A 19509-nucleotide genomic window follows, 5' to 3' on the forward strand; every position below is an offset into this window, starting at 1 on the left:
GCGACCGGGTCGATGGTGATGGTGTGTGCATGAGATGGACCCACCGGGGTCCGGATCGTGTGCCCTGACATGTGATCGACCGCCGATCAGCGGGTGCCGGCCTTGGCGTACTCGGCGACCTTGTCGATGTTGGACTTGTCGATGAACGACGGCCCGGTCAGAGTCGGTCCGCCACCGCCGATGACGTTGCCGTTGTTGAGGTAGAGCCACAGCGAATCGATCGCCAGGTAACCCTGCAGGTACGGCTGCTGGTCGATGGCCCACTGCACGCTGCCGTCCGAGATGGCGTCGACGAGTGCCGCGTTGGTGTCGAACGTGTACACCTTGGCCGGGCTGCCCGCGTTACCGACCGACTGCACGGCGGTGAGAGCGATCGGGGCGCCGAGCGTGAGCACACCGTCGATGGACGGGTCCTGCTGGAGCTTGGCGGCGATCGTCGAGTTCACCGACGGCATGTCCTCACCGTTCACGTTGAGGGTCTCGAACGTGCCGCGGAAGGTCTGCTTGGCGCCGGCGCAACGTGATTCGAGCTGAATCTGGCCCTGCTGCTGGATGACGCAGATGACGTGCTTGGCACCGTCCCCGTTCAGCCGGTTCCCCGCGGCCTGGCCGGCGATGGTCTCGTCCTGCCCGAAGTACTGGGTGGCACCCATGTCTTTCCAGGCTCCGTATCCGGCGTTGAACGCGGAGATCGGGATGCCTGCGTCCTGCGCGCTCTTGACGGCGGGTGCCATCGCCTCGGGGGTGGCGAGGGTGAGCGCGAGCCCGTCGACCTTGGAGTCGATGGCCGTCTGCACGAGGTTGGCCTGGTTGGGGGCCTGCGGGTCGGAGGAGTACTTCAGTTCCACGTTGTCCTTGTCGGCGGCATCCTGCGCGCCCGTGCGGATCAGGTCCCAGAACGTGTCGCCCGGTGCCGCGTGCGTGACCATCGCGATCGTGATGCGCGGGGTGTCGGCGGTGCCCGCGCCGATCCCGGACCCGCTGCTGTCCGGCTTGCCTCCGGTGCTCGAGCACGCCGCGAGGCTCATCACCAGGGCACTCGCGCAGGCCAGTACCGCCACGCGACGCCGGTTGGGGAAGTTCATCTGCTTTTCCTCTCGGGGGGACGAACGGCCCGGTGACGTCTTGGCCGTATGCCTTAGATGTAATACGCGTCACACCCGAAAGTCAATAGTTTGTCTGGACATTAGGACCACAGATCAAATGCGCGGACATGGGTGTCCCCGCCGTCGGCCCGGAAATCGATCGGATGCGTGGACGGATGAAGGCGCGCTCAGCGCGTGACCGCTGCCCCGGCGTCGCGCGGCAGACGCAGCGTGTCGATCACCGTGCACAGCATCAGCAGGCCCAAAAGGACGAAGGTCCAGGAATATTCGGACCCGAACCCGTGCTCGGACGACGTCGCCAACGGCGTGAACGCGGTGAGGGCGAGCGCCGCGACCGCGATCCCGAGTCCGGCCGCCAGTTCCTGCACGGCGGCGTTGAGAGTGTTTGCGTGCGTGAGGTCGGCACGATCGACGTCGGAGAACGCGAGACTGTTGTACGCGGTGAATCCGACCGAGCGCAGGGCTCCGCTCACGAAGAGGACCGCCGCGATGACCGGCATCGGGGTCGACGAGCTCAGGGCGGCGAGCAGCCCGAAGCAGCCGACGGACAGGAGTGCGTTGACCAGCAGAATCGGCCTGATCCCGAAGCGCCGCATCAGCGGCGTCGTACAGGGCTTGATGGCAATGTTGCCGGCGAACAGCGCCGCGACGAGCAGACCCGCGAGAAACGGCGTCCAGCCGAAGCCGAGTTGAAACTGCAGCGGCAGCAGGAACGGCACCGCGGTGACGATCAGGCGGTAGAGCGAACCCCCGGTGACGGTGGTGCGCAGCGTCCGGACGCGCAGCACGCGGAAGTCGACGAGTGGGTGGGGCGTGCGGACGAGATGGCGCACCGAGGCCGCCAGCAGAACAACCGCGACCACTCCCCCGATCGCGACCCGCCGCCAGTCCGTGCCCGTCACACGGATGCTCTCCAGCGCGATGAGGGCTGCCGCGATTCCCGTGCCGACCCCGAGGAGGCCCCGCCAGTCCAGCCTGCTCGTCGACCGCGAACCCGCCCCGTGAACCAGCTTCAGCGACAGCAGGATTCCGAGGACCCCGATGGGAATGTTGATGACGAAGATCCATCTCCACGAGCCGACGGTGGCGATCGCACCGCCGAGCAGGGGCGCGATGACCGGCGCCGCGAGCGCGGGCCACGTGAGCAGGGCTATCGCGCGGACGAGGTCGCTCTTCGTGCTCGACCGCAGCACCGCGAGCCGCCCGACCGGCACCATCATGGCGCCGCCGACCCCCTGCAGCACCCGCATCGCGACGAGCATCGGCAACGACACACTCGCCGCGCACCCGATGGACGCCAGCGTGAACACGGCGATGGCGGCCACGAACACGCGGCGCGTCCCGAACCGGTCGGCCACCCACCCGCTCGCGGGGATGAGGACGGCGACCGTCACCAGGTAGGCGGAGATCGCAATGTTGACGTCGACTGCGTCGACATCGAACGACTCGGCGATCAGCGGGACAGCCGGCGCGATGATGGTGGCGTCGAGAATCTCCATGAAGAGGGCGCCTGCCACCAGCAGGGCCATTCCACGGGGGAACGACGTCGCGCGCGCGGTTCTAGCGATCGACAACGGTCGTGTCGAAGTAGTACCGCGACGCGCGGTAGCAGTGGCTACCGAACTCGACGGCGCTTCCCGAGTCGTCGAACGCGGTCCGGTTCATCGTCAGCAGCGGTGCACCGGTCTTCTCGTCGAGCAGCGACGCCTCCGCCTTGCTCGCCGCTTTCGCGCCGATGCGTTGCCGCGCGAGACGGATGTGCACGCCGCGGGCCCGGAGGGCGTGGTAGAGGCCGTGCGCCTCCAGCTCCTCGGGATCCGGCGCGAGGTCCACCGGGATGTGGTTGGTCATCAGCGCCAGCGGCTCGCCGTTGGTGCTGCGGAGGCGCCGGATGGACGCGACCTCGGCGCCGGGCTGCAGGTTGAGTTCGGCGGCGACGTCTTCGGCCGGCACGGATACCTGGTAGTCGAGGAGTTTGGTGGTCGGGCTCTGCCCCGCCCGCGCGAGGTCGTCGAAGAGGCTGGTGAGTTCGACCGGCCGGTGCACGGCGCTCTGCACCACCTGGGTTCCGACGCCGCGTTTGCGGACGAGCAGCCCCTTGTCGACGAGCTCCTGGATGGCGCGGCGCGTGGTGGGACGTGACAGGTTCAGACGCTTGGCGAGCGCCAATTCGTTCTCGAAGCGGTCACCCGGGGCAAGCTCCCCGCCGATGATCGCGTTCTCGATCGTCTGCGCGAGCTGGAAATACAGCGGAACCGGGCTCGATCGGTCGAGCTCGACTGCGAGTGGTGCACCCACGGACAACTCCGATCCTCGTGCGCGGGGCGACGTCGCCGTCGCCGATCTTTCCGGCAGTGTATGCGAACACTAACACCAGATTGACTTCAAGTAATAATGTCAGGACAAAGTCTTGACAGGAGCCGGTGATGTGGAGCACAGTTTCAACCAGACCTCGGCGCCCTGCGCAGACCACCCACAACGACCTATTCGGGAGTCAGCCTTGACCACCATCCAGACGCAAACCAACCGGAATGGATTGGACGTCCTCGCCATCGGGCGCTGCGGTGTGGACATCTACCCATTGCAGACCGGAGTCGGCCTCGAACACGTCGAGACGTTCGGCAAATTCCTCGGCGGAAGCGCGGCCAACGTCACCGTCGCCGCCGCCCGCCTCGGCTGCCGCAGCGCCCTCATCTCGGGCGTCGGCAACGATCCATTCGGACGTTTCGTCCGCACGGCACTCACCGACCTCGGCGTCGACAACCGCTACGTCGGCATCGACACCGAACACCCCACTCCGGTCACGTTCTGTGAGATCTTCCCGCCGGACGACTTTCCGCTGTACTTCTACCGTAAGCCCGTCGCCCCGGACCTGCAGGTGACGCCGGCGGACATCGATCTCGACGCGGTCCGCGACGCGAAGCTCTACTGGTCGACGGTCACCGGACTGTCCGAAGAGCCCAGCCGCAGCGCGCATTTCGCAGCGTGGGAGGCCCGCGGACGCCGCACCCATACCGTCCTCGATCTCGACTACCGCCCGATGTTCTGGTCCTCCGCCGCCGACGCCACCGCTCAGGTGCAGCGGGCCCTCCAGCACGTCACCGTCGCGGTCGGCAACCGTGAGGAGTGCGAGATCGCGGTCGGCGAGGCCAACGCACACAAGGCCGCGGACGCGCTGCTCGATCTCGGCGTCGAACTGGCCATCGTCAAGCAGGGCCCCAAGGGCGTTCTCGGGAAGACGCGCTCCCAGAGCATCACGGTGCCCCCGAACGACGTCCAGGTGGTCAACGGCCTCGGTGCCGGCGACAGCTTCGGCGGCACGCTGTGCCACGGCCTGCTCGCCGGGTGGCCACTCGAGAAGATCCTGCGCTACGCCAACGCCGCGGGGGCGATCGTCGCCTCCCGCCTCGAATGCTCCACCGCGATGCCGACGGCCGACGAGGTCCGGGCGCTCGCCGATTCCACCACTTCGGAGGCTGTCAATGTCTGAAACTCTCGCCCACCGCGCAGTCTGCGCGTCCTACGCCGACGTCACCGAGGTACGCGCGAACGACCCGGCCGCCATCGATCGCGCCTGGGCTACCCGGATCGCCCGGCCCACGGTGCGCGGTAACGGCCGGCTGATGATCGTCGCCGCCGACCACCCCGCCCGCGGCGCGCTCTCGGTCGGCGACCGTCCGACCGCGATGAACAGCCGCACCGACCTCCTCGACCGCCTCCGCACCGCCCTGCGCAACCCCGGTGTGGACGGGGTGCTCGCCACCGCCGACATCCTCGACGATCTGGTGCTGCTCGGCGCGCTCGACGACAAGGTGGTCATCTCGTCGATGAACCGCGGCGGCCTGGCCGGCGCCAGTTTCGAACTCGACGACCGGATGACCGGCTACACCGCGGCCGGCACCGCGAAGGCCGGCATGAACGGCGGAAAGATGCTGTGCCGCATCGATCTCGACGACCCCGGCACCCTCTCCACCCTCACCGCGTGCGCCCAGGCGGTCGATGCGCTGGCCGAAGCCGGACTGATGGCCATGGTGGAACCGTTCCTGTCGCGGCGTGTCGACGGCAAGGTCAAGAACGATCTCAGCGCCGACGCCGTGATCAAGTCCATCCACATCAGTCAGGGCCTGGGGTCCACGTCCGCCTACACCTGGATGAAGCTTCCGGTGGTGGACGAAATGGAACGCGTCATGGACGCGACGACGCTTCCGACGCTGCTGCTCGGCGGAGACCCGCAGACAGCCCCCGAGGAGACATTCGCGAGCTGGGCCAAGGCCCTCGCACTGCCGTCCGTCCGCGGCCTGATCGTCGGGCGCACCCTGCTGTACCCGCGGGACGAGGACGTCGCCGCCGCGGTCGACACCGCCGTATCCCTCGTCCACTGACGCACGCCGGAGAGGCCCACGATGAACAGCAAGTACTACGTGCCGGTCGGTTCCGCGGCCACCGGACCGTTCGACCTCGAGGTCACCCCCGAATCCGCGGGCTGGACCGAATCGAGCCTCCGGGTGCTCACCCTGGCCCCCGGCGGGTCGGCCGAACTCGCGTCCGGTGACGACGAGATCATCGTCGTTCCACTGGCCGGGTCCGCGGCGGTGTCGAGCGAGGGCACCGAGTTCGCCCTCACCGGACGGAGGTCCGTGTTCGACGGACCGAGCGACTTCGCCTACGTGGGGCGGGATTCGGCCTACACGGTGTCCAGCGCGACCGGTGGACGGTTCGCCCTGTGCGGGGCCCGCGCGCGGCAGAAGTTCCCGTTCCGGTACGTCCCGGCAGCCGACATCTCCGTCGAACTGCGCGGCGCGGGCAACTGCAGCCGCCAGGTGCACAACTTCGGCACCGCCGATCGCTTCGAGGCCGATTCGATCATCGCGTGCGAGGTCATCACTCCTGGTGGCAACTGGTCGTCGTACCCGAGCCACAAGCACGACGAGAACAGCGACGTCGAGTCGCAGCTCGAGGAGATCTACTACTTCGAGATCGCCGAAGCCAATGCCACCGCAGTGGATTTCGGCGGAACCGGATTCGGCTACCATCGCGTGTACGGCACTCCCGAGCGGCCCATCGAGGTGCTCGAGGAAGTGCGCTCCGGCGACGTGGTCCTCGTGCCGCACGGCTATCACGGACCGTCGATCGCCGCCCCCGGACATCACATGTACTACCTGAACGTCATGGCCGGGCCCGGCGAAGACCGCGCCTGGAACATCTGCGACGACCCGGCCCACACCTGGCTGCGCGGCAGCTGGGAACACCAGACCGTCGATCCCCGCCTCCCCCTCCACGCACCGTCCGAAGGAGCATGACCGTGGTGTCCACCGCGCCGATGTCGGCGAGCAAGAACCCCAACGCCGAGGGCACCGTCCACCTCACGGTGGCTCAGGCAACCATCCGTTTCCTCGCCAACCAGTACGTCGAGCGGGACGGCGAACGTACCAAGTTCTTCGCCGGGTGCTTCGGCATCTTCGGCCACGGCAACGTCGCCGGACTCGGTCAGGCACTGCTGCAGGCGGAGATCGACGCCGTCGAAGCCGGTACCGAATCCGAACTGCCGTACGTCCTCGGGCGCAACGAGCAGGCGATGGTGCACAGCGCGGTCGCGTACGCACGCCAGAAGGATCGGCTGCAGACATGGACGGTGTCGGCCAGCGTCGGCCCCGGCTCGACCAACATGCTGACCGGCGCGGCGCTCGCCACCATCAACCGGCTGCCCGTCCTGCTCCTGCCCGCCGACACGTTCGCGACCCGCGCGAGCGCACCGGTGCTGCAGGAACTCGAACTGCCGTCGAGCGGTGACGTCACCGTCAACGACGCATTCAAACCGCTGTCGCGCTACTTCGACCGCGTATGGCGGCCGGAGCAGTTGCCTTCGGCGCTGCTCGGCGCGATGCGCGTGCTGACGGACCCCGTCGAGACGGGTGCGGCCACCGTCGCCATTCCGCAAGATGTGCAGGCGGAGGCGTTCGACTGGCCGGAGTCGCTGTTCGCCGAGCGCACGTGGCACGTGGCCCGGCCGCTCCCCGAGAAGTCGGTGATCGCGCGGGCCGCGGACGTGATCCGGTCGGCGAAGAAACCGCTGATCGTCGCGGGCGGCGGCCTGATCTACTCCGGCGCCACCGAGACATTGGCCGCGTTCGCCGAGACGACCGGCATTCCGGTCGGTCAGAGTCAGGCAGGCAAGGGCTCACTGCCCTACGACCACCCGCAGTCGGTCGGCGCGATCGGCTCGACCGGCACCACGGCGGCCAATGCTCTCGCCACCGAGGCCGACGTGATCATCGGCATCGGCACCCGCTACAGCGACTTCACCACGGCGTCGCGCACCGCGTTCAACAACCCGGACGTGCGGTTCGTCAATATCAACGTCGCGTCGATCGATTCGGTGAAGCAGGGCGGCGTCAGCGTCGTCGCGGACGCCCGCGAGGCGCTCGAGGCGCTCACCGCGGCACTGGGCGACTACCAGGTTCCCGACGAGTACCGCTCGCGCACAGCCGAACTCGCCGATCACTGGGAGTCGACGGTCGCCTCGGTCTACAAGATCGACGACGACTCCCTCGGCCTCAACCAGAACCAGGTCATCGGACTCGCCAACACGCTGTCCGATCCTCGCGACGTCGTCGTGTGCGCCGCCGGCTCCATGCCCGGCGACCTGCACAAGCTGTGGCGCACCCGCGACCCCAAGGGCTACCACGTCGAATACGGCTTCTCGTGCATGGGCTACGAGATCGCAGGCGGCATCGGCGCCAAGATGGCCTGCCCCGATCGCGACGTGTTCATCATGGTCGGCGACGGCTCGTACCTGATGATGGCCACCGAACTCGTCACGGCCGTGCAGGAGAACGTCAAGGTCATCGTGGTCCTCGTGCAGAACCACGGCTTCGCCTCCATCGGATCGCTGTCGGAGTCGCTCGGCTCCCAGCGGTTCGGCACCGACTACCGCTACCGCGGCGACTCCGGCCGGCTCGACGGCGACATCCTGCCCGTCGACCTGGCGGCCAACGCGGCGAGCCTCGGCGCCGACGTGATCCGCGCGAACACGGCCGCCGAGTTCGCCGACGCCGTCAAAGTGGCGAAGGCCAGCGACAACACCACCGTCATCCACGTCGAGACGGACCCGCGGATCGCCGCACCGGACAGCGAATCCTGGTGGGACGTCCCGGTCAGCTCGACCAGCACTCTCGACTCCACCCGGACCGCCTACGAGACGTACGCGCAGTGGAAGAAGATCCAGCGCCCGTTCCTCCGCCCGTCCGGCAACTAACTCTCCCCCAGTAAATACTTTCGAAAGGATTCCCCGATGAGCGTCATTCGCGTCGGATCCGCCCCCGACTCCTGGGGCGTCTGGTTCCCCGAAGACCCGCAGCAGACCCCGTACGGACGGTTCCTCGACGAGGTCTCGGCATCCGGATACGAGTGGATCGAGCTGGGGCCGTACGGCTACCTGCCCACCGATCCGCAGCAGCTCCGCGACGAACTCGCCGCCCACAATCTGAAGCTGTCGGCAGGCACCGTGTTCGAGCACCTGCACCAGGACGACTCCTGGGATGCCGTGTGGACCCAGATCGAGGACGTCGCCAAACTGACCGCCGCCGTCGGCGGCAAGCACGTGGTCGTGATCCCGGAGATGTGGCGCGACCCGAGCAGCGGCGAGGTGCTCGAGGACCGCAATCTCACTGCAGAACAGTGGAAGAAGAAGACCGGCGGCATGAACGAGCTGGGCAAGAAGATGTTCGAGCAGTACGGAGTGAAGGCGCAGTACCACCCGCACGCGGACAGCCACGTCGACACCGAGGAGAACGTGTACCGCTTCCTCGACGGCACCGACAGCGAGTTCGTGAACCTGTGCCTCGACACCGGCCACATCAGCTACTGCGGCGGCGACAACCTCGCGATCATCGAACGCGCACCCGAGCGGATCGGCTACCTGCACCTCAAGCAGGTCGATCCCGAGGTCCGCGCCAAGGTCGAGGCCGAGGACCTGCCGTTCGGCGAGGCCGTCAAGCTCGGTGCGATGATCGAGCCGCCGCTCGGCATCCCCGACCTGCCGCCGCTGCTCGCCGCGATCGAGAAGCTCGACATCGACGTGTTCGCGATCGTCGAGCAGGATCTCTACCCCTGCGCCGTGGACGTTCCGCTGCCGATCGCCCAGCGCACCCGTAAGTACCTGGGGTCCTGCGGGATCCCGTCCGTCAAGTTCGTCTAACCGACCACGTCAGGAGCTAGTCAGCTATGTCCGGAAGCAACGACCTGCGCATCGCCGTCCTGGGTGTCGGAATGATGGGCGCCGACCACGTCGCACGCATCACCGAGCGCATCAAGGGCGCCACGGTCGCCGTCGTCAACGACTACTTCATCGAGAAGGCCGAGCAGATCGCCGCCGGGATCCCCGGCTGCCGGGTGATCGGCGACCCCCTCGACGCGATCGCCGACCCCGATGTCGACGCCGTCGTCCTGGCCACCCCCGGCCCGACCCACGAGAAGCAGCTTCTCGCCTGCCTCGAGCACGGCAAGCCGGTGATGTGTGAGAAGCCGCTGACCACCGACGTCGCCACGTCCCTCGAGATCGTCAAGCGCGAAGCCGAACTCGGCAAGAAGCTGATCCAGGTCGGCTTCATGCGACGTTTCGACCACGAGTACGAGCAGCTGAAGACGCTCATCGACGACGGAACGTTCGGGCAGGTGCTCCTCGCCCACTGCGTGCACCGCAACCCCGCCGTGCCGCCGAGCTTCGACAGCTCGATGATCGTCAAGGACTCGCTGGTCCACGAGGTGGACGTCACCCGATTCCTGTTCGACGAGGAGATCACCTCCGTCCACATCCTCCGGCCGGCCGCGAATCCCGGTGCGCCCGAGGGACTGCAGGACCCGCAGATCGCGCTCTTCAGCACCGAGTCCGGTCGCCACGTCGACGTCGAGGTCTTCGTGACCACCGGTGTCGCCTACGAGGTGCGCACCGAGATCGTCGCCGAGAAGGGTTCGGCGTTCATCGGTCTCGATGTCGGACTCGTCCGCAAGTTCGGCACCGGCGCGGGCAACGGCCGCTCGGGCGCAGGTATGTCGGGCGGGGAGATCACCCCCTCGTTCAAGGAGCGCTTCGGCCAGGCGTACGACGTCGAGATCCAGCGCTGGGTCAACGCCGCACGCACGGGCGCGGAGACCGGCAACTACATCGACGGACCGGGTGCGTGGGACGGCTACGCCGCCGCTGCCGTGTGCGCCGCCGGCGTGCAGTCGCTCGAGACCGGCGAACGTGTGGCCGTCGACATGGTCGACCGTTCCTCCATCCCAGGAGCGGAGCCTGCGGAGCGACCCATCGGACCGGGGGCCTGAACACGATGAAGATTGCACTCGATCCCACCCCCTTCCACCACGACTACTCACTTCTCGAACTGCCGGCGGTAGTTGCGGAACTCGGCTTCGAACACCTGCAGCTCACCCCGCATCGCGACATGATCCCGTTCTTCAACCACCCGAAGGCCGACGACGAGTTGGTCCGGCAGTTCCGCAAGTCCTGCAGCGACGCGGGCGTCGGAATCGCCTCCGTTTTGCCGGTCCTGCGGTGGTCCGGCCCGGACGAAGACGCCCGCGAGGCGGCGGTGCGGTACTGGAAGCGCGCAATTCAGATCACGGTCGACCTCGGTGTGAACGTGATGAACACCGAGTTCAGCGGCCGCCCGGAGAAGGCCGAGGAATCGGAGCGCGCCTTCTACCGGTCGATGGAGGAACTCGTCCCCATCATCGAGCGTGAAGGCATCGACGTTCGCATCGACCCGCACCCCGACGATTTCGTGGAGAACGGTCTGGACGCCATCCGGATGATCCGCGGCATCAACTCCAAGAACTTCGGACTGGTGTACGTCGCGTGCCACTCGTACCACATGGGCGCCGGCATGCTCGAGATCATGCGCGCGGCCGGAGACATGCTGCGGCTCGTCCACGTCGCGGACACGATGGATCACCACCGCTCCCACGGACTGCGGTACATCACCAACCCGCCCGGCAACCCGGTGCGTGTCCACCAGCACCTGAAGATCGGTGACGGCGACCTCGACTGGGACGAGTTCTTCGGCGGACTCGGCGAACTCGGCTTCTACGACAAACCCGACACGGTGATGGTGTCCAGTGTGTTCGCCGAAGACGAGAACGCTCACGACGTCTCCCGCTACCAACTGAAGACCATGAAGGATTACATCGCGCGCACGCGGTGAAAGGACAACACATGAGCACCAACATCACTCGCGAAATCGCACACTGGTCCGACGGCAAGGGATTCGCCGGTACCAGCGGCAACACCGCCCCGGTCACCAACCCGGCCACCGGTGCCGTCACCGGTCAGGTCGCCCTCGCCAGCGTCGAGGACGCCCGCGCCGTCATCGACGCCGCCGCCGCCGCGTTCCCCGCCTGGCGCGACACCTCCCTCGCCAAGCGCACCCAGGTGATCTTCACGTTCCGGGAACTGCTCAACGCCCGCAAGGGCGAGTTGGCGGAGATCATCACCGCCGAGCACGGCAAGGTCGTCTCCGACGCCCTCGGTGAGGTGTCCCGCGGCCAGGAGGTCGTCGAATTCGCCTGCGGCATCGCGCACCTGCTCAAGGGCGGCATGACCGAGAACGCCTCCACCAACATCGACGTCTCCTCCCTCCGCCAACCCGTCGGCCCGGTCGGGATCATCTCCCCGTTCAACTTCCCCGCCATGGTCCCGATGTGGTTCTTCCCCATCGCCATCGCCGCCGGCAACACCGTCGTCCTCAAGCCCAGCGAGAAGGACCCGACCGCCGCGATCTGGATGGCCGAACTCTGGGCCGAAGCCGGCCTGCCCGCCGGCGTGTTCAACGTCCTGCAGGGCGACAAGACCGCCGTCGACGAACTGCTCACCAACCCCGCCATCAAGGCCATCAGCTTCGTCGGGTCCACCCCCATCGCCCAGTACGTCTACGCCACCGGCACCGCCCACGGCAAACGCGTCCAAGCCCTCGGCGGGGCGAAGAACCACGCCATCGTCCTCCCCGACGCCGACCTCGACCTCGCCGCCGACGCCATGGTCAACGCCGGCTTCGGCTCCGCCGGCGAACGCTGCATGGCCATCAGTGCCCTGGTCGCGGTCGGCGACATCGCCGACGAACTCGTCGCCAAGATCAAGGACCGCACCGACACGCTGAAGATCGGCGACGGCACCCAGGACTCCGACATGGGACCGCTCGTGACCAAGGTGCACCGCGACAAGGTCGCCTCCTACATCGACGCCGGCGAAAAGGACGGCGCCACCATCGTCGTGGACGGGCGCACCGTGCAGGCCAATGGCGGTGCGGACGGGTTCTGGCTCGGCCCGACCCTGATCGACCACGTCACCACCGACATGTCCGTCTACACCGACGAAATCTTCGGACCCGTCCTCTCCGTCATCCGCGTCGGGTCCTACGACGACGCCCTGGAACTGGTGAACTCCAGCCCGTTCGGCAACGGCACCGCCATCTTCACCAACGACGGCGGCGCCGCCCGACGGTTCCAGAACGAGGTCGAGGTCGGCATGGTCGGCATCAACGTCCCCATCCCCGTCCCGATGGCGTACTACAGCTTCGGTGGCTGGAAGAACTCCCTGTTCGGCGACACCCACGCGCACGGCACCGAAGGCGTCCACTTCTTCACCCGCGGCAAGGTCGTCACCACCCGCTGGCTCGACCCCAGCCACGGTGGCCTCAACCTCGGCTTCCCCCAGAACGCATAGGTACTGGTTCTCCGCGCCGGACCGTCCGCGGTCCGGCGCGGAGTCCGTTCGATCGAAAGGAACTTCATGAGCGACACCTCTCTCGCCCGCCGTCATCGGGTCGTGGTCATCGGATCGGGATTCGGCGGCCTCTTCGCCACCAAGGCTCTGAAACGGACGGACGTCGATGTCACTCTGATCGATCGCACGACGCACCACCTGTTCCAGCCGTTGCTGTATCAGGTGGCGACGGGAATCCTGTCCGAGGGTGAGATCGCGCCCGCGACCCGGCTCGTCCTCGAGGACCAGCAGAACGCGTCCGTCCTGATCGGCGGAGTCGAGAAGATCGATGTCGCCGACCGGACCGTCACGTCCACACACCGCGGCCGCACCACCGTCACCGAGTACGACAGCCTCGTCGTTTCGGCAGGCGCCCGCCAATCCTATTTCGGCAACGACCATTTCGCCGAGCACGCACCCGGAATGAAGACGATCGACGACGCCCTCGAGCTGCGCGGCCGGATCCTGGGCGCCTTCGAAAGCGCCGAGGTGAGCACCGACCCCGCCGAGCGGGAGCGACTCCTGACGTTCGTCGTGGTCGGCGCCGGGCCCACCGGAGTGGAGATGGCCGGCGAGATCGCCCAGCTCGCGCACCGCACTCTCGCTGGCGCCTACCGCACCATCGACCCCCGTGACGCGCGGATCATCCTCCTCGACGCGGCGCCCACGGTGCTTCCGCCCTTCGATGAGAAGCTGCGTCGGGCTGCCGCCGACACGCTGGAGGATCTCGGCGTCGAGATCCAACTCGGCGCGATGGTGACCGACGTCGACGACGACGGACTCACCGTCCGCGACCAGGACGGCGACGAGCGGCGGATCGAGGCCGCCTGCAAGATCTGGTCCGCCGGTGTCGCAGCCAGTCCGCTGGGCCGGCAACTGGCCGAACAGACCGGCGCCGCCACCGACCGTGCGGGCCGCGTCCTCGTCGAACCCGACCTCACCCTCCCCGGCCACAGCAACGTCTTCGTCGTCGGCGACATGATGAACCGCGACGGTCTTCCCGGCGTCGCGCAGGTCGCGATCCAGGGCGGCCGCTACGCCGCGCAGCTGATCGCCGCGGAGGTGCGGGCCCACCGGAAAGGTCGCGAGAAGCCCGAACGCGCCCCGTTCCGCTACACGGACAAGGGCAGCATGGCCATGATCTCCCGCTTCCACGCGGTCGCGAAGGTCGGCCGCCTCCAACTGACCGGGCTGCTCGCCTGGTTGCTCTGGCTCCTGATCCATCTGGTCTACATCGTCGGATTCAAGAGCCGACTCGCGACCGCCATGTCCTGGACATGGTCGTTCCTGGGCAGAACTCGGGGACACCTGGCGGTCACGGAGCAACAGGTGGTCGCGAGGACGGCGATCAACCGGCTCGATGCCTGGGAGGATTCCTCCCGGGCGGTACCCGAGGCGGCGGCGGCCCCCGCACGGTGAGTACCGTCCCCTCCGTGCCTGCTTCCGCTCACACCGTCGGCATCGACGTCGGTGGTACCAGTATCCGTGCCTGCGTGGTCGACGAGACCGGCGAGGTGCTCGACTCCGTCCAGGCACCCACGCCGCAGTCGGCGAAAGCCCTCGAGGACGCGCTCGACCGCGCCGTCCGCGAGCTCGCGTCCCGTCATCGGATCGCCGCCGTCGGTCTCGCCGTGGCGGGATTCATCAGTTCCGACCTCACCACCGTGCGCTTCGCCCCGCACCTGCCGTGGAAGAACGTGCCGGTCGCGAACGACCTGAGCGACCGGCTCGGACTGCCGGTGGTCCTCGAACACGACGCGAACGCGGCGGCGTGGGCGGAGCACCGGTTCGGCGCTGCCGCCGGTGGTCGCAATGTCGTGATGGTCGCGATCGGCACCGGTATCGGTGCGGCGCTGCTCATCGACGGCACCCTGTACCGGGGCAGTTACGGCGTCGCTCCCGAACTGGGCCACCTCCAGGTGGTGCCGGGCGGCAGACCGTGCGCCTGCGGTAAACGGGGGTGCTGGGAACGGTATTGCAGCGGAACCGCGCTCGTCGACACGGCCATCGAACTCCTCGCCGCCGACCCGACGAGTTCGACGGTGCTCGCACGCGAGGTCGCGAGCGATCCAGGCTCGCTCACCGGCCGCCGCATCGCGAGCGCCGCGCGGGACGGTGACCCGCTCGCCGTGCGCACCATGGAGGAGTTCGCACGGTGGCTGGGCGTCGGACTCGCCATGGTCGGTGACGTCTACGACCCCGATCTCGTCGTCGTCTCCGGTGGCGTCAGCGGCTCTGCTCCGCTGTTCCTCGACCACGCGCGCGACGTCTACGCCTCTCTTGCAACCGGTTCCGGACACCGCCCCCTCGCCCGCATCCGCGAAACCCAACTCGGCGAATCGGCCCAGCGGATCGGGGCCGCCACGATGGCAAGGGACGCGCTGCTGAACGGAGCTCCGCTCCCCGTGCGTGGTTGACGAGTCTCTGGACTCGTCGAGCACTCACGAGCGGCGGAGCCGCATTTGTCGGTGGCCGCCGCGGCATCAACCCGGCCCACTCCGGGGGCCCGCGACGGCAACTGCCGCTTCCCCGACTGCCAGGTCCCGGCGCGGCTCTGCGACATCGACCACACGACGCCGTTCGATCACGACCACCCCGAGAACGGTGGTCTCACCGTCGAGTCGAATCTCGCGTGCCTGTGCCGACGTCACCACCGGCTGAAAACCGACGGCTCCTGGACCGTCCGCCGGACCGGCGGAGGGAACCTCGAATGGACCACGCCGCGCGGCGATATCATCCGAACCGAACCCGAAGGGGCAGCAATCGAACTCACCGTGCCCTCCGACTCCTCACCGAGCGCTCCCACGACCAGCAGGACGAGGTGTATCCGAACGAACTGCACGGGAGGCTGGCCACACACCACCACGCACCGGCACCACCACCCGAAGGCGGCGGCACCGGTACGTGAGAGCGTGCGATCAGTGGGCGGCGACGGCGGCGGTGCTTCCCGCAGCCGACGCGTCGGGCCTGCCTGCGCCGAGGCGGTCCTCCAACTCTTCGAGGCTGCGCCCCTTGGTTTCCGGGACGAAGCGGTACACGAAGTACACCGATATCAGGTTGACGAGGACGAACAGGCCGAACGTTCCGGTGGACCCGAGGACGGAGTTCAGGATCGGGAAGACGAACGAGATCAAGGCGTTCGTCGTCCAGAGCACGAAGACCGCGATGCCCATGGCGAACCCACGGATGGCCATCGGGAAGATCTCCGAGAGCAGCAACCATACGCAGGTTCCGATGAAGCACTGCACGAAGGCGACGAACACCATCATCGCGGCGAGGATGATGTAGCTGCGCCCCGTGGACGAGGGCAGCAGGAACACCAGCGACAACGCGGCCTGCGAGGAGGCCACACCGATGAAGCCGGTCAGCAGCATCTTGCGACGATTCACGAAGCCCAGCAGGATGATTCCGAGAATCGTCATGACCACAGACGTGACACCGACCGCGATGGTGGCCACCAGGGACGCGCTCACGCCCAACCCGCTCTGTTCCAGGATCGTCGGGGCATAGTAGTTGACCGTGTTGATGCCCGTCGCCTGCTGCACGATGGCCAAACCGCAGCCGATCCAGAGGATCCGGCGCATCCACGGGTAGTCGCGCAGATAGTGGACGGCGCCACTGACCTTCGAGTTCCGGTCGCGGGCGGCGTGGAGGCTGATGCTGGCGTACTCGACTGCGGCCTCCGACTCGCTGCGGCTCAGCTCGAGCGTGCTGCGGGTCTCGGCGAGCCGGCCCTTGGACGCGTACCAACGCGGTGAATCCGGGAGCGCGAGCATGCCGAGCAGCAGCAGAACCGCGGGCACCGAGGCGATGGCCAGCATGTACCGCCACACCGTCGGGTCCTCGATGAGGTGATCGAGTAGCGCGTTGATCGAGAAGGCGAGCATCTGACCGGTGACGATCATCAGTTCGTTGATGGTCACCATCCGCCCGCGACGCTCGACCGGCGCCATCTCGGCCAGGTAGAGCGGGCAGGTGACGGCTGCGGCGCCCACACCGAGACCGAGGACGATCCGCGCCAGCACCATGATCTCCACGTTGGGGGCCATCGCACACCCGAGTGCGCCGATGAGGAACAGACCCGCGCAGACGAGGAGTGTGCGCTTGCGGCCGAGAGCGTCCGACAGTCGGCCTCCCAGCAGCGCACCGACGGCGGCACCCGGGAAGAGCAGCGAGCTCACGACGGTTGCTTCGCCGACGGCGCTGAGGTTCAGCTCATCCTTCATGTAGAGCAGCGCACCGGAGATCACACCGGTGTCGTAGCCGAACAGCAGGCCCCCGAGCGTGGAGATGACGGTGAGCTTGGTCAGGAAGCGTTTGTGACTGCGCTCGTTGCGCGCAGCGCCGCCGCTTCCGCGGGCACTGGCAGCCGAGTGGGTTGTCGACATCAGGTGTTGGCCTTTCTGGGGAATGCTCACACATCGCGACACGGAAGATCGGTTCACGTGTCGATACCGCCCGAGTGCGCTCGGCTCGATGCAGCCGAAGGGGCGTTCTCTCCTGGACTGAAGCGATTCACTAACGCGCTTCAGTTACCTACTATGATGTGAATCACAGAGGGTGTCAAGGGCAGAGATCTCGCTGCGGGAGAATGTCCCTGACGACACAACCGAGGGAGATCGAGATGCTCGACGATCGAGCCGCCGCGCACGACGGTGCGGAGCGGCTACCGGCCGGCCTGCACCGACGCCCCACGATGGCCGATGTCGCGACGCGGGCCGGGGTGTCGCGCACCCTGGTGTCACTGATCTTCAGCAACAAGCCCGGAGCGTCCGACGAAACCCGGGACCGCGTCCTCCAGGCTGCAGACGACCTCGGTTACCGTCTCGACCGGGCCGCCCGCATGCTCGCGCGCGGCCGCAGCCGCACCCTCGGCGTGCTCATCGACGTCCATCAGACCTTCCAGGCCGATCTGATCGGAACCGTCTACGCGGAGGCCGAGGCCGCCGGATACGAGGTGCTGCTCTCCGCGAGCGCACCCACCCGGGACGAACACAAGGCGATCGAAGCCCTCCTCAGCCACCGCTGCGAGGGCCTGATCCTGCTCGGCCCGCTCTCCGAGGTGGACTATCTGCGCACGCTTGCGGACCGTGCCGTCGTCACCGTCGTCGGCCGCGCACTCCCCCACACCGCCGTCGACACCGTGCGGACGGCGGACGCCAAGGGCATCCGGCAGTCCGTCGACCACCTGGTCGAACTCGGGCATCGCGAGATCGTGCACGTCGACGGCGGCGCGGACCCGGGGTCACCCGAGCGGCGTCGCGCGTACCTCGCCGCGATGCGCAGGCACGACCTCTCCGACCACATCCGCGTCATTCCCGGTCAGCACAGCGAAGCGGCAGGTGTCGCCGCCGCAAACACTCTGCTGGCCGAAGACCGCCTGCCTACCGCCGTGCTCGCCGGCAACGACCGCTGCGCCATCGGTCTGATGGACGTGTTCACCCGCGCCCACGTCGACGTGCCCGGCGACATCTCGATCGTCGGGTACGACGACAGCCACCTTGCCCAGTTGTCGCAGATCGACCTCACCACCGTGCGGCAGGACACGGAGGGTCTGGCGCGGCACGCCGTGCAGTTCGCCATCGGCCGGCTCGAGAACGACGACCTCGGCCCGCAAGATTTCGTGATCGACCCCCATCTGGTGGTGCGCGGCACGACCGGTCCGGCCCGGTCGTAGCCGCGTCCCGCTGCAGCCGTTCAGCGCAGAGGCAACGGACTCACTGCGTGATGCTCCTCAGGTATTCGACGCTCCGGACGACGTCGCGCACGGGGCCTTCGTCCTCCGGTTCCGACGCGAGGATGGTGTCCTGTTCGAGGACGTACCAGCCGTCATAACCCTGAATCTGCAGCCGCTCGACCACCCCGGCGATATCCACGTCTCCGGTGCCCAGTGGCGTGTACATCCCTTGCGCGACGGCCTCGGTGTAGGTGAGTTCGCCCGCCCGGACCCGCGCGAGAAGCGCCGCATCGACGTCCTTCAGGTGCGCGTGGGCGATCCGCTCGGGGGCGGTGGTGACGAGGTCGAGGGGGTCGGTGCCACCGATCAGCAGGTGTCCGGTGTCCAGGCACAGCGGGATCGACGAGCCGTCCAGGATGCGGTCCACCTCGGCACGGTTCTCGATCATCGTCCCCACGTGGGGGTGGATCACCGCCCGGAGTCCCCGGTCGGCGGCGGCCGACGACAGCCGGTCGAGGTTGCGCAACAACGTCTTCCATCCCGAGTCGTCGAGTTCCGGTCGCGAATCGTAACCGACGGCTCCCGTGACCGCCGCCAGAACCATCACCTCCGACCCCGACGCGACGAGTGAATCGATCGCCCCGCCAACCGCAGCGACGGCGTCGTGATCCGGATCGTGGAGCAGCACAGGAACGAATCCCCCGACCGCCGTCAGGTCGTACCGGGCGAGGGTGTCCGTCAGCTCGCGCGGATCCGAGGGGAGGAATCCGTCCGGACCCAGTTCGGTGGCAGCCAGGCCGGCGTCACGCATCTCGGTGAGCACCCGGTCGGGGTCGAGCTGGTGACCCCAGCCCTCCACCTCACACACTCCCCACGAAATGGGCGCACCTGCAAGTCGAATCGTCATCGTCCTATTTCATCCCATCGCACCGGTCGGTGCTGTTGCAGTGACAGTGGGGCCGTGTCGG

Annotated in this window: 16 protein-coding genes; 11 read left to right on the forward strand and 5 right to left on the reverse strand. The window is 67.7% G+C overall.

Annotated features, from left to right (window positions below; translation table 11 throughout):
- Positions 1–86 precede the first annotated feature (86 nt).
- The 3 genes from RHA1_RS06525 to RHA1_RS06535 form a co-directional block, all read right to left on the reverse strand.
- The gene (locus tag RHA1_RS06525) at positions 87–1085 is read right to left on the reverse strand and encodes a substrate-binding domain-containing protein (protein ID WP_009474054.1); all 999 of its coding nucleotides are present in this window, start codon (positions 1083–1085) and stop codon (positions 87–89) included.
- A gap of 188 nt (positions 1086–1273) precedes the next feature.
- Positions 1274–2635: an MFS transporter gene (locus RHA1_RS06530; RefSeq protein WP_011594395.1), complete on the reverse strand. Its 1362-nt coding sequence runs from the start codon at positions 2633–2635 to the stop codon at positions 1274–1276.
- A gap of 31 nt (positions 2636–2666) precedes the next feature.
- On the reverse strand, positions 2667–3404 hold the full coding sequence (locus RHA1_RS06535; RefSeq protein ID WP_009474056.1) for a GntR family transcriptional regulator: 738 nt from the start codon (positions 3402–3404) through the stop codon (positions 2667–2669).
- Positions 3405–3606: 202 nt separating this feature from the next.
- Here RHA1_RS06535 and iolC point away from each other — a divergent pair, with 202 nt between their 5' ends.
- From iolC to RHA1_RS06585, 10 genes are all read left to right on the forward strand, one after another.
- Complete coding sequence (gene iolC / locus RHA1_RS06540; protein ID WP_050787255.1) at positions 3607–4596, forward strand: 5-dehydro-2-deoxygluconokinase; 990 nt, start codon at positions 3607–3609, stop codon at positions 4594–4596.
- Positions 4589–5488 carry a Cgl0159 family (beta/alpha)8-fold protein gene (locus RHA1_RS06545; protein WP_009474058.1) on the forward strand — a complete coding sequence of 300 codons (900 nt, stop codon included), beginning with the start codon at positions 4589–4591 and terminating at the stop codon, positions 5486–5488. The genes iolC and RHA1_RS06545 overlap by 8 nt, the downstream gene beginning before the upstream one ends.
- Positions 5489–5509: 21 nt before the next feature.
- Positions 5510–6406 carry a 5-deoxy-glucuronate isomerase gene (gene iolB / locus RHA1_RS06550; protein ID WP_011594397.1) on the forward strand — a complete coding sequence of 299 codons (897 nt, stop codon included), beginning with the start codon at positions 5510–5512 and terminating at the stop codon, positions 6404–6406.
- Complete coding sequence (gene iolD / locus RHA1_RS06555; RefSeq protein ID WP_193384924.1) at positions 6403–8361, forward strand: 3D-(3,5/4)-trihydroxycyclohexane-1,2-dione acylhydrolase (decyclizing); 1959 nt, start codon at positions 6403–6405, stop codon at positions 8359–8361. The genes iolB and iolD overlap by 4 nt, the downstream gene beginning before the upstream one ends.
- Before the next feature lie 36 nt (positions 8362–8397).
- On the forward strand, positions 8398–9303 hold the full coding sequence (locus tag RHA1_RS06560; protein ID WP_009474061.1) for a sugar phosphate isomerase/epimerase family protein: 906 nt from the start codon (positions 8398–8400) through the stop codon (positions 9301–9303).
- A 26-nt stretch (positions 9304–9329) separates the two neighbouring features.
- Positions 9330–10430, forward strand: coding sequence for a Gfo/Idh/MocA family protein (locus RHA1_RS06565; RefSeq protein ID WP_009474062.1), 1101 nt, complete (start codon positions 9330–9332; stop codon positions 10428–10430).
- A gap of 5 nt (positions 10431–10435) precedes the next feature.
- Positions 10436–11308, forward strand: coding sequence for a sugar phosphate isomerase/epimerase family protein (locus tag RHA1_RS06570; RefSeq protein WP_005261338.1), 873 nt, complete (start codon positions 10436–10438; stop codon positions 11306–11308).
- A gap of 11 nt (positions 11309–11319) precedes the next feature.
- Complete coding sequence (locus tag RHA1_RS06575; RefSeq protein ID WP_011594399.1) at positions 11320–12825, forward strand: CoA-acylating methylmalonate-semialdehyde dehydrogenase; 1506 nt, start codon at positions 11320–11322, stop codon at positions 12823–12825.
- A gap of 66 nt (positions 12826–12891) precedes the next feature.
- Entirely contained in the window at positions 12892–14283 is a 1392-nt protein-coding gene (locus RHA1_RS06580) for an NAD(P)/FAD-dependent oxidoreductase (protein ID WP_011594400.1), read from the forward strand.
- Positions 14280–15281 carry an ROK family protein gene (locus RHA1_RS06585; RefSeq protein WP_011594401.1) on the forward strand — a complete coding sequence of 334 codons (1002 nt, stop codon included), beginning with the start codon at positions 14280–14282 and terminating at the stop codon, positions 15279–15281. The genes RHA1_RS06580 and RHA1_RS06585 overlap by 4 nt, the downstream gene beginning before the upstream one ends.
- 501 nt (positions 15282–15782) lie before the next feature.
- On the opposite strand, the gene RHA1_RS06595 is transcribed toward RHA1_RS06585, so the two are convergent.
- Entirely contained in the window at positions 15783–17252 is a 1470-nt protein-coding gene (locus RHA1_RS06595) for a sugar porter family MFS transporter (RefSeq protein WP_009474066.1), read from the reverse strand.
- A gap of 236 nt (positions 17253–17488) precedes the next feature.
- Between RHA1_RS06595 and RHA1_RS06600 the strand changes: the two genes are divergently transcribed.
- Positions 17489–18541: a LacI family DNA-binding transcriptional regulator gene (locus tag RHA1_RS06600; protein WP_011594404.1), complete on the forward strand. Its 1053-nt coding sequence runs from the start codon at positions 17489–17491 to the stop codon at positions 18539–18541.
- 40 nt (positions 18542–18581) lie between these two features.
- On the opposite strand, the gene RHA1_RS06605 is transcribed toward RHA1_RS06600, so the two are convergent.
- Positions 18582–19448 (reverse strand): sugar phosphate isomerase/epimerase family protein, encoded by an 867-nt coding sequence (locus tag RHA1_RS06605; protein WP_011594405.1) that lies wholly within the window; start codon positions 19446–19448, stop codon positions 18582–18584.
- Positions 19449–19509 lie beyond the last annotated feature (61 nt).

The organism is Rhodococcus jostii RHA1, from assembly GCF_000014565.1.
GTDB lineage: Bacteria > Actinomycetota > Actinomycetes > Mycobacteriales > Mycobacteriaceae > Rhodococcus_F > Rhodococcus_F jostii_A.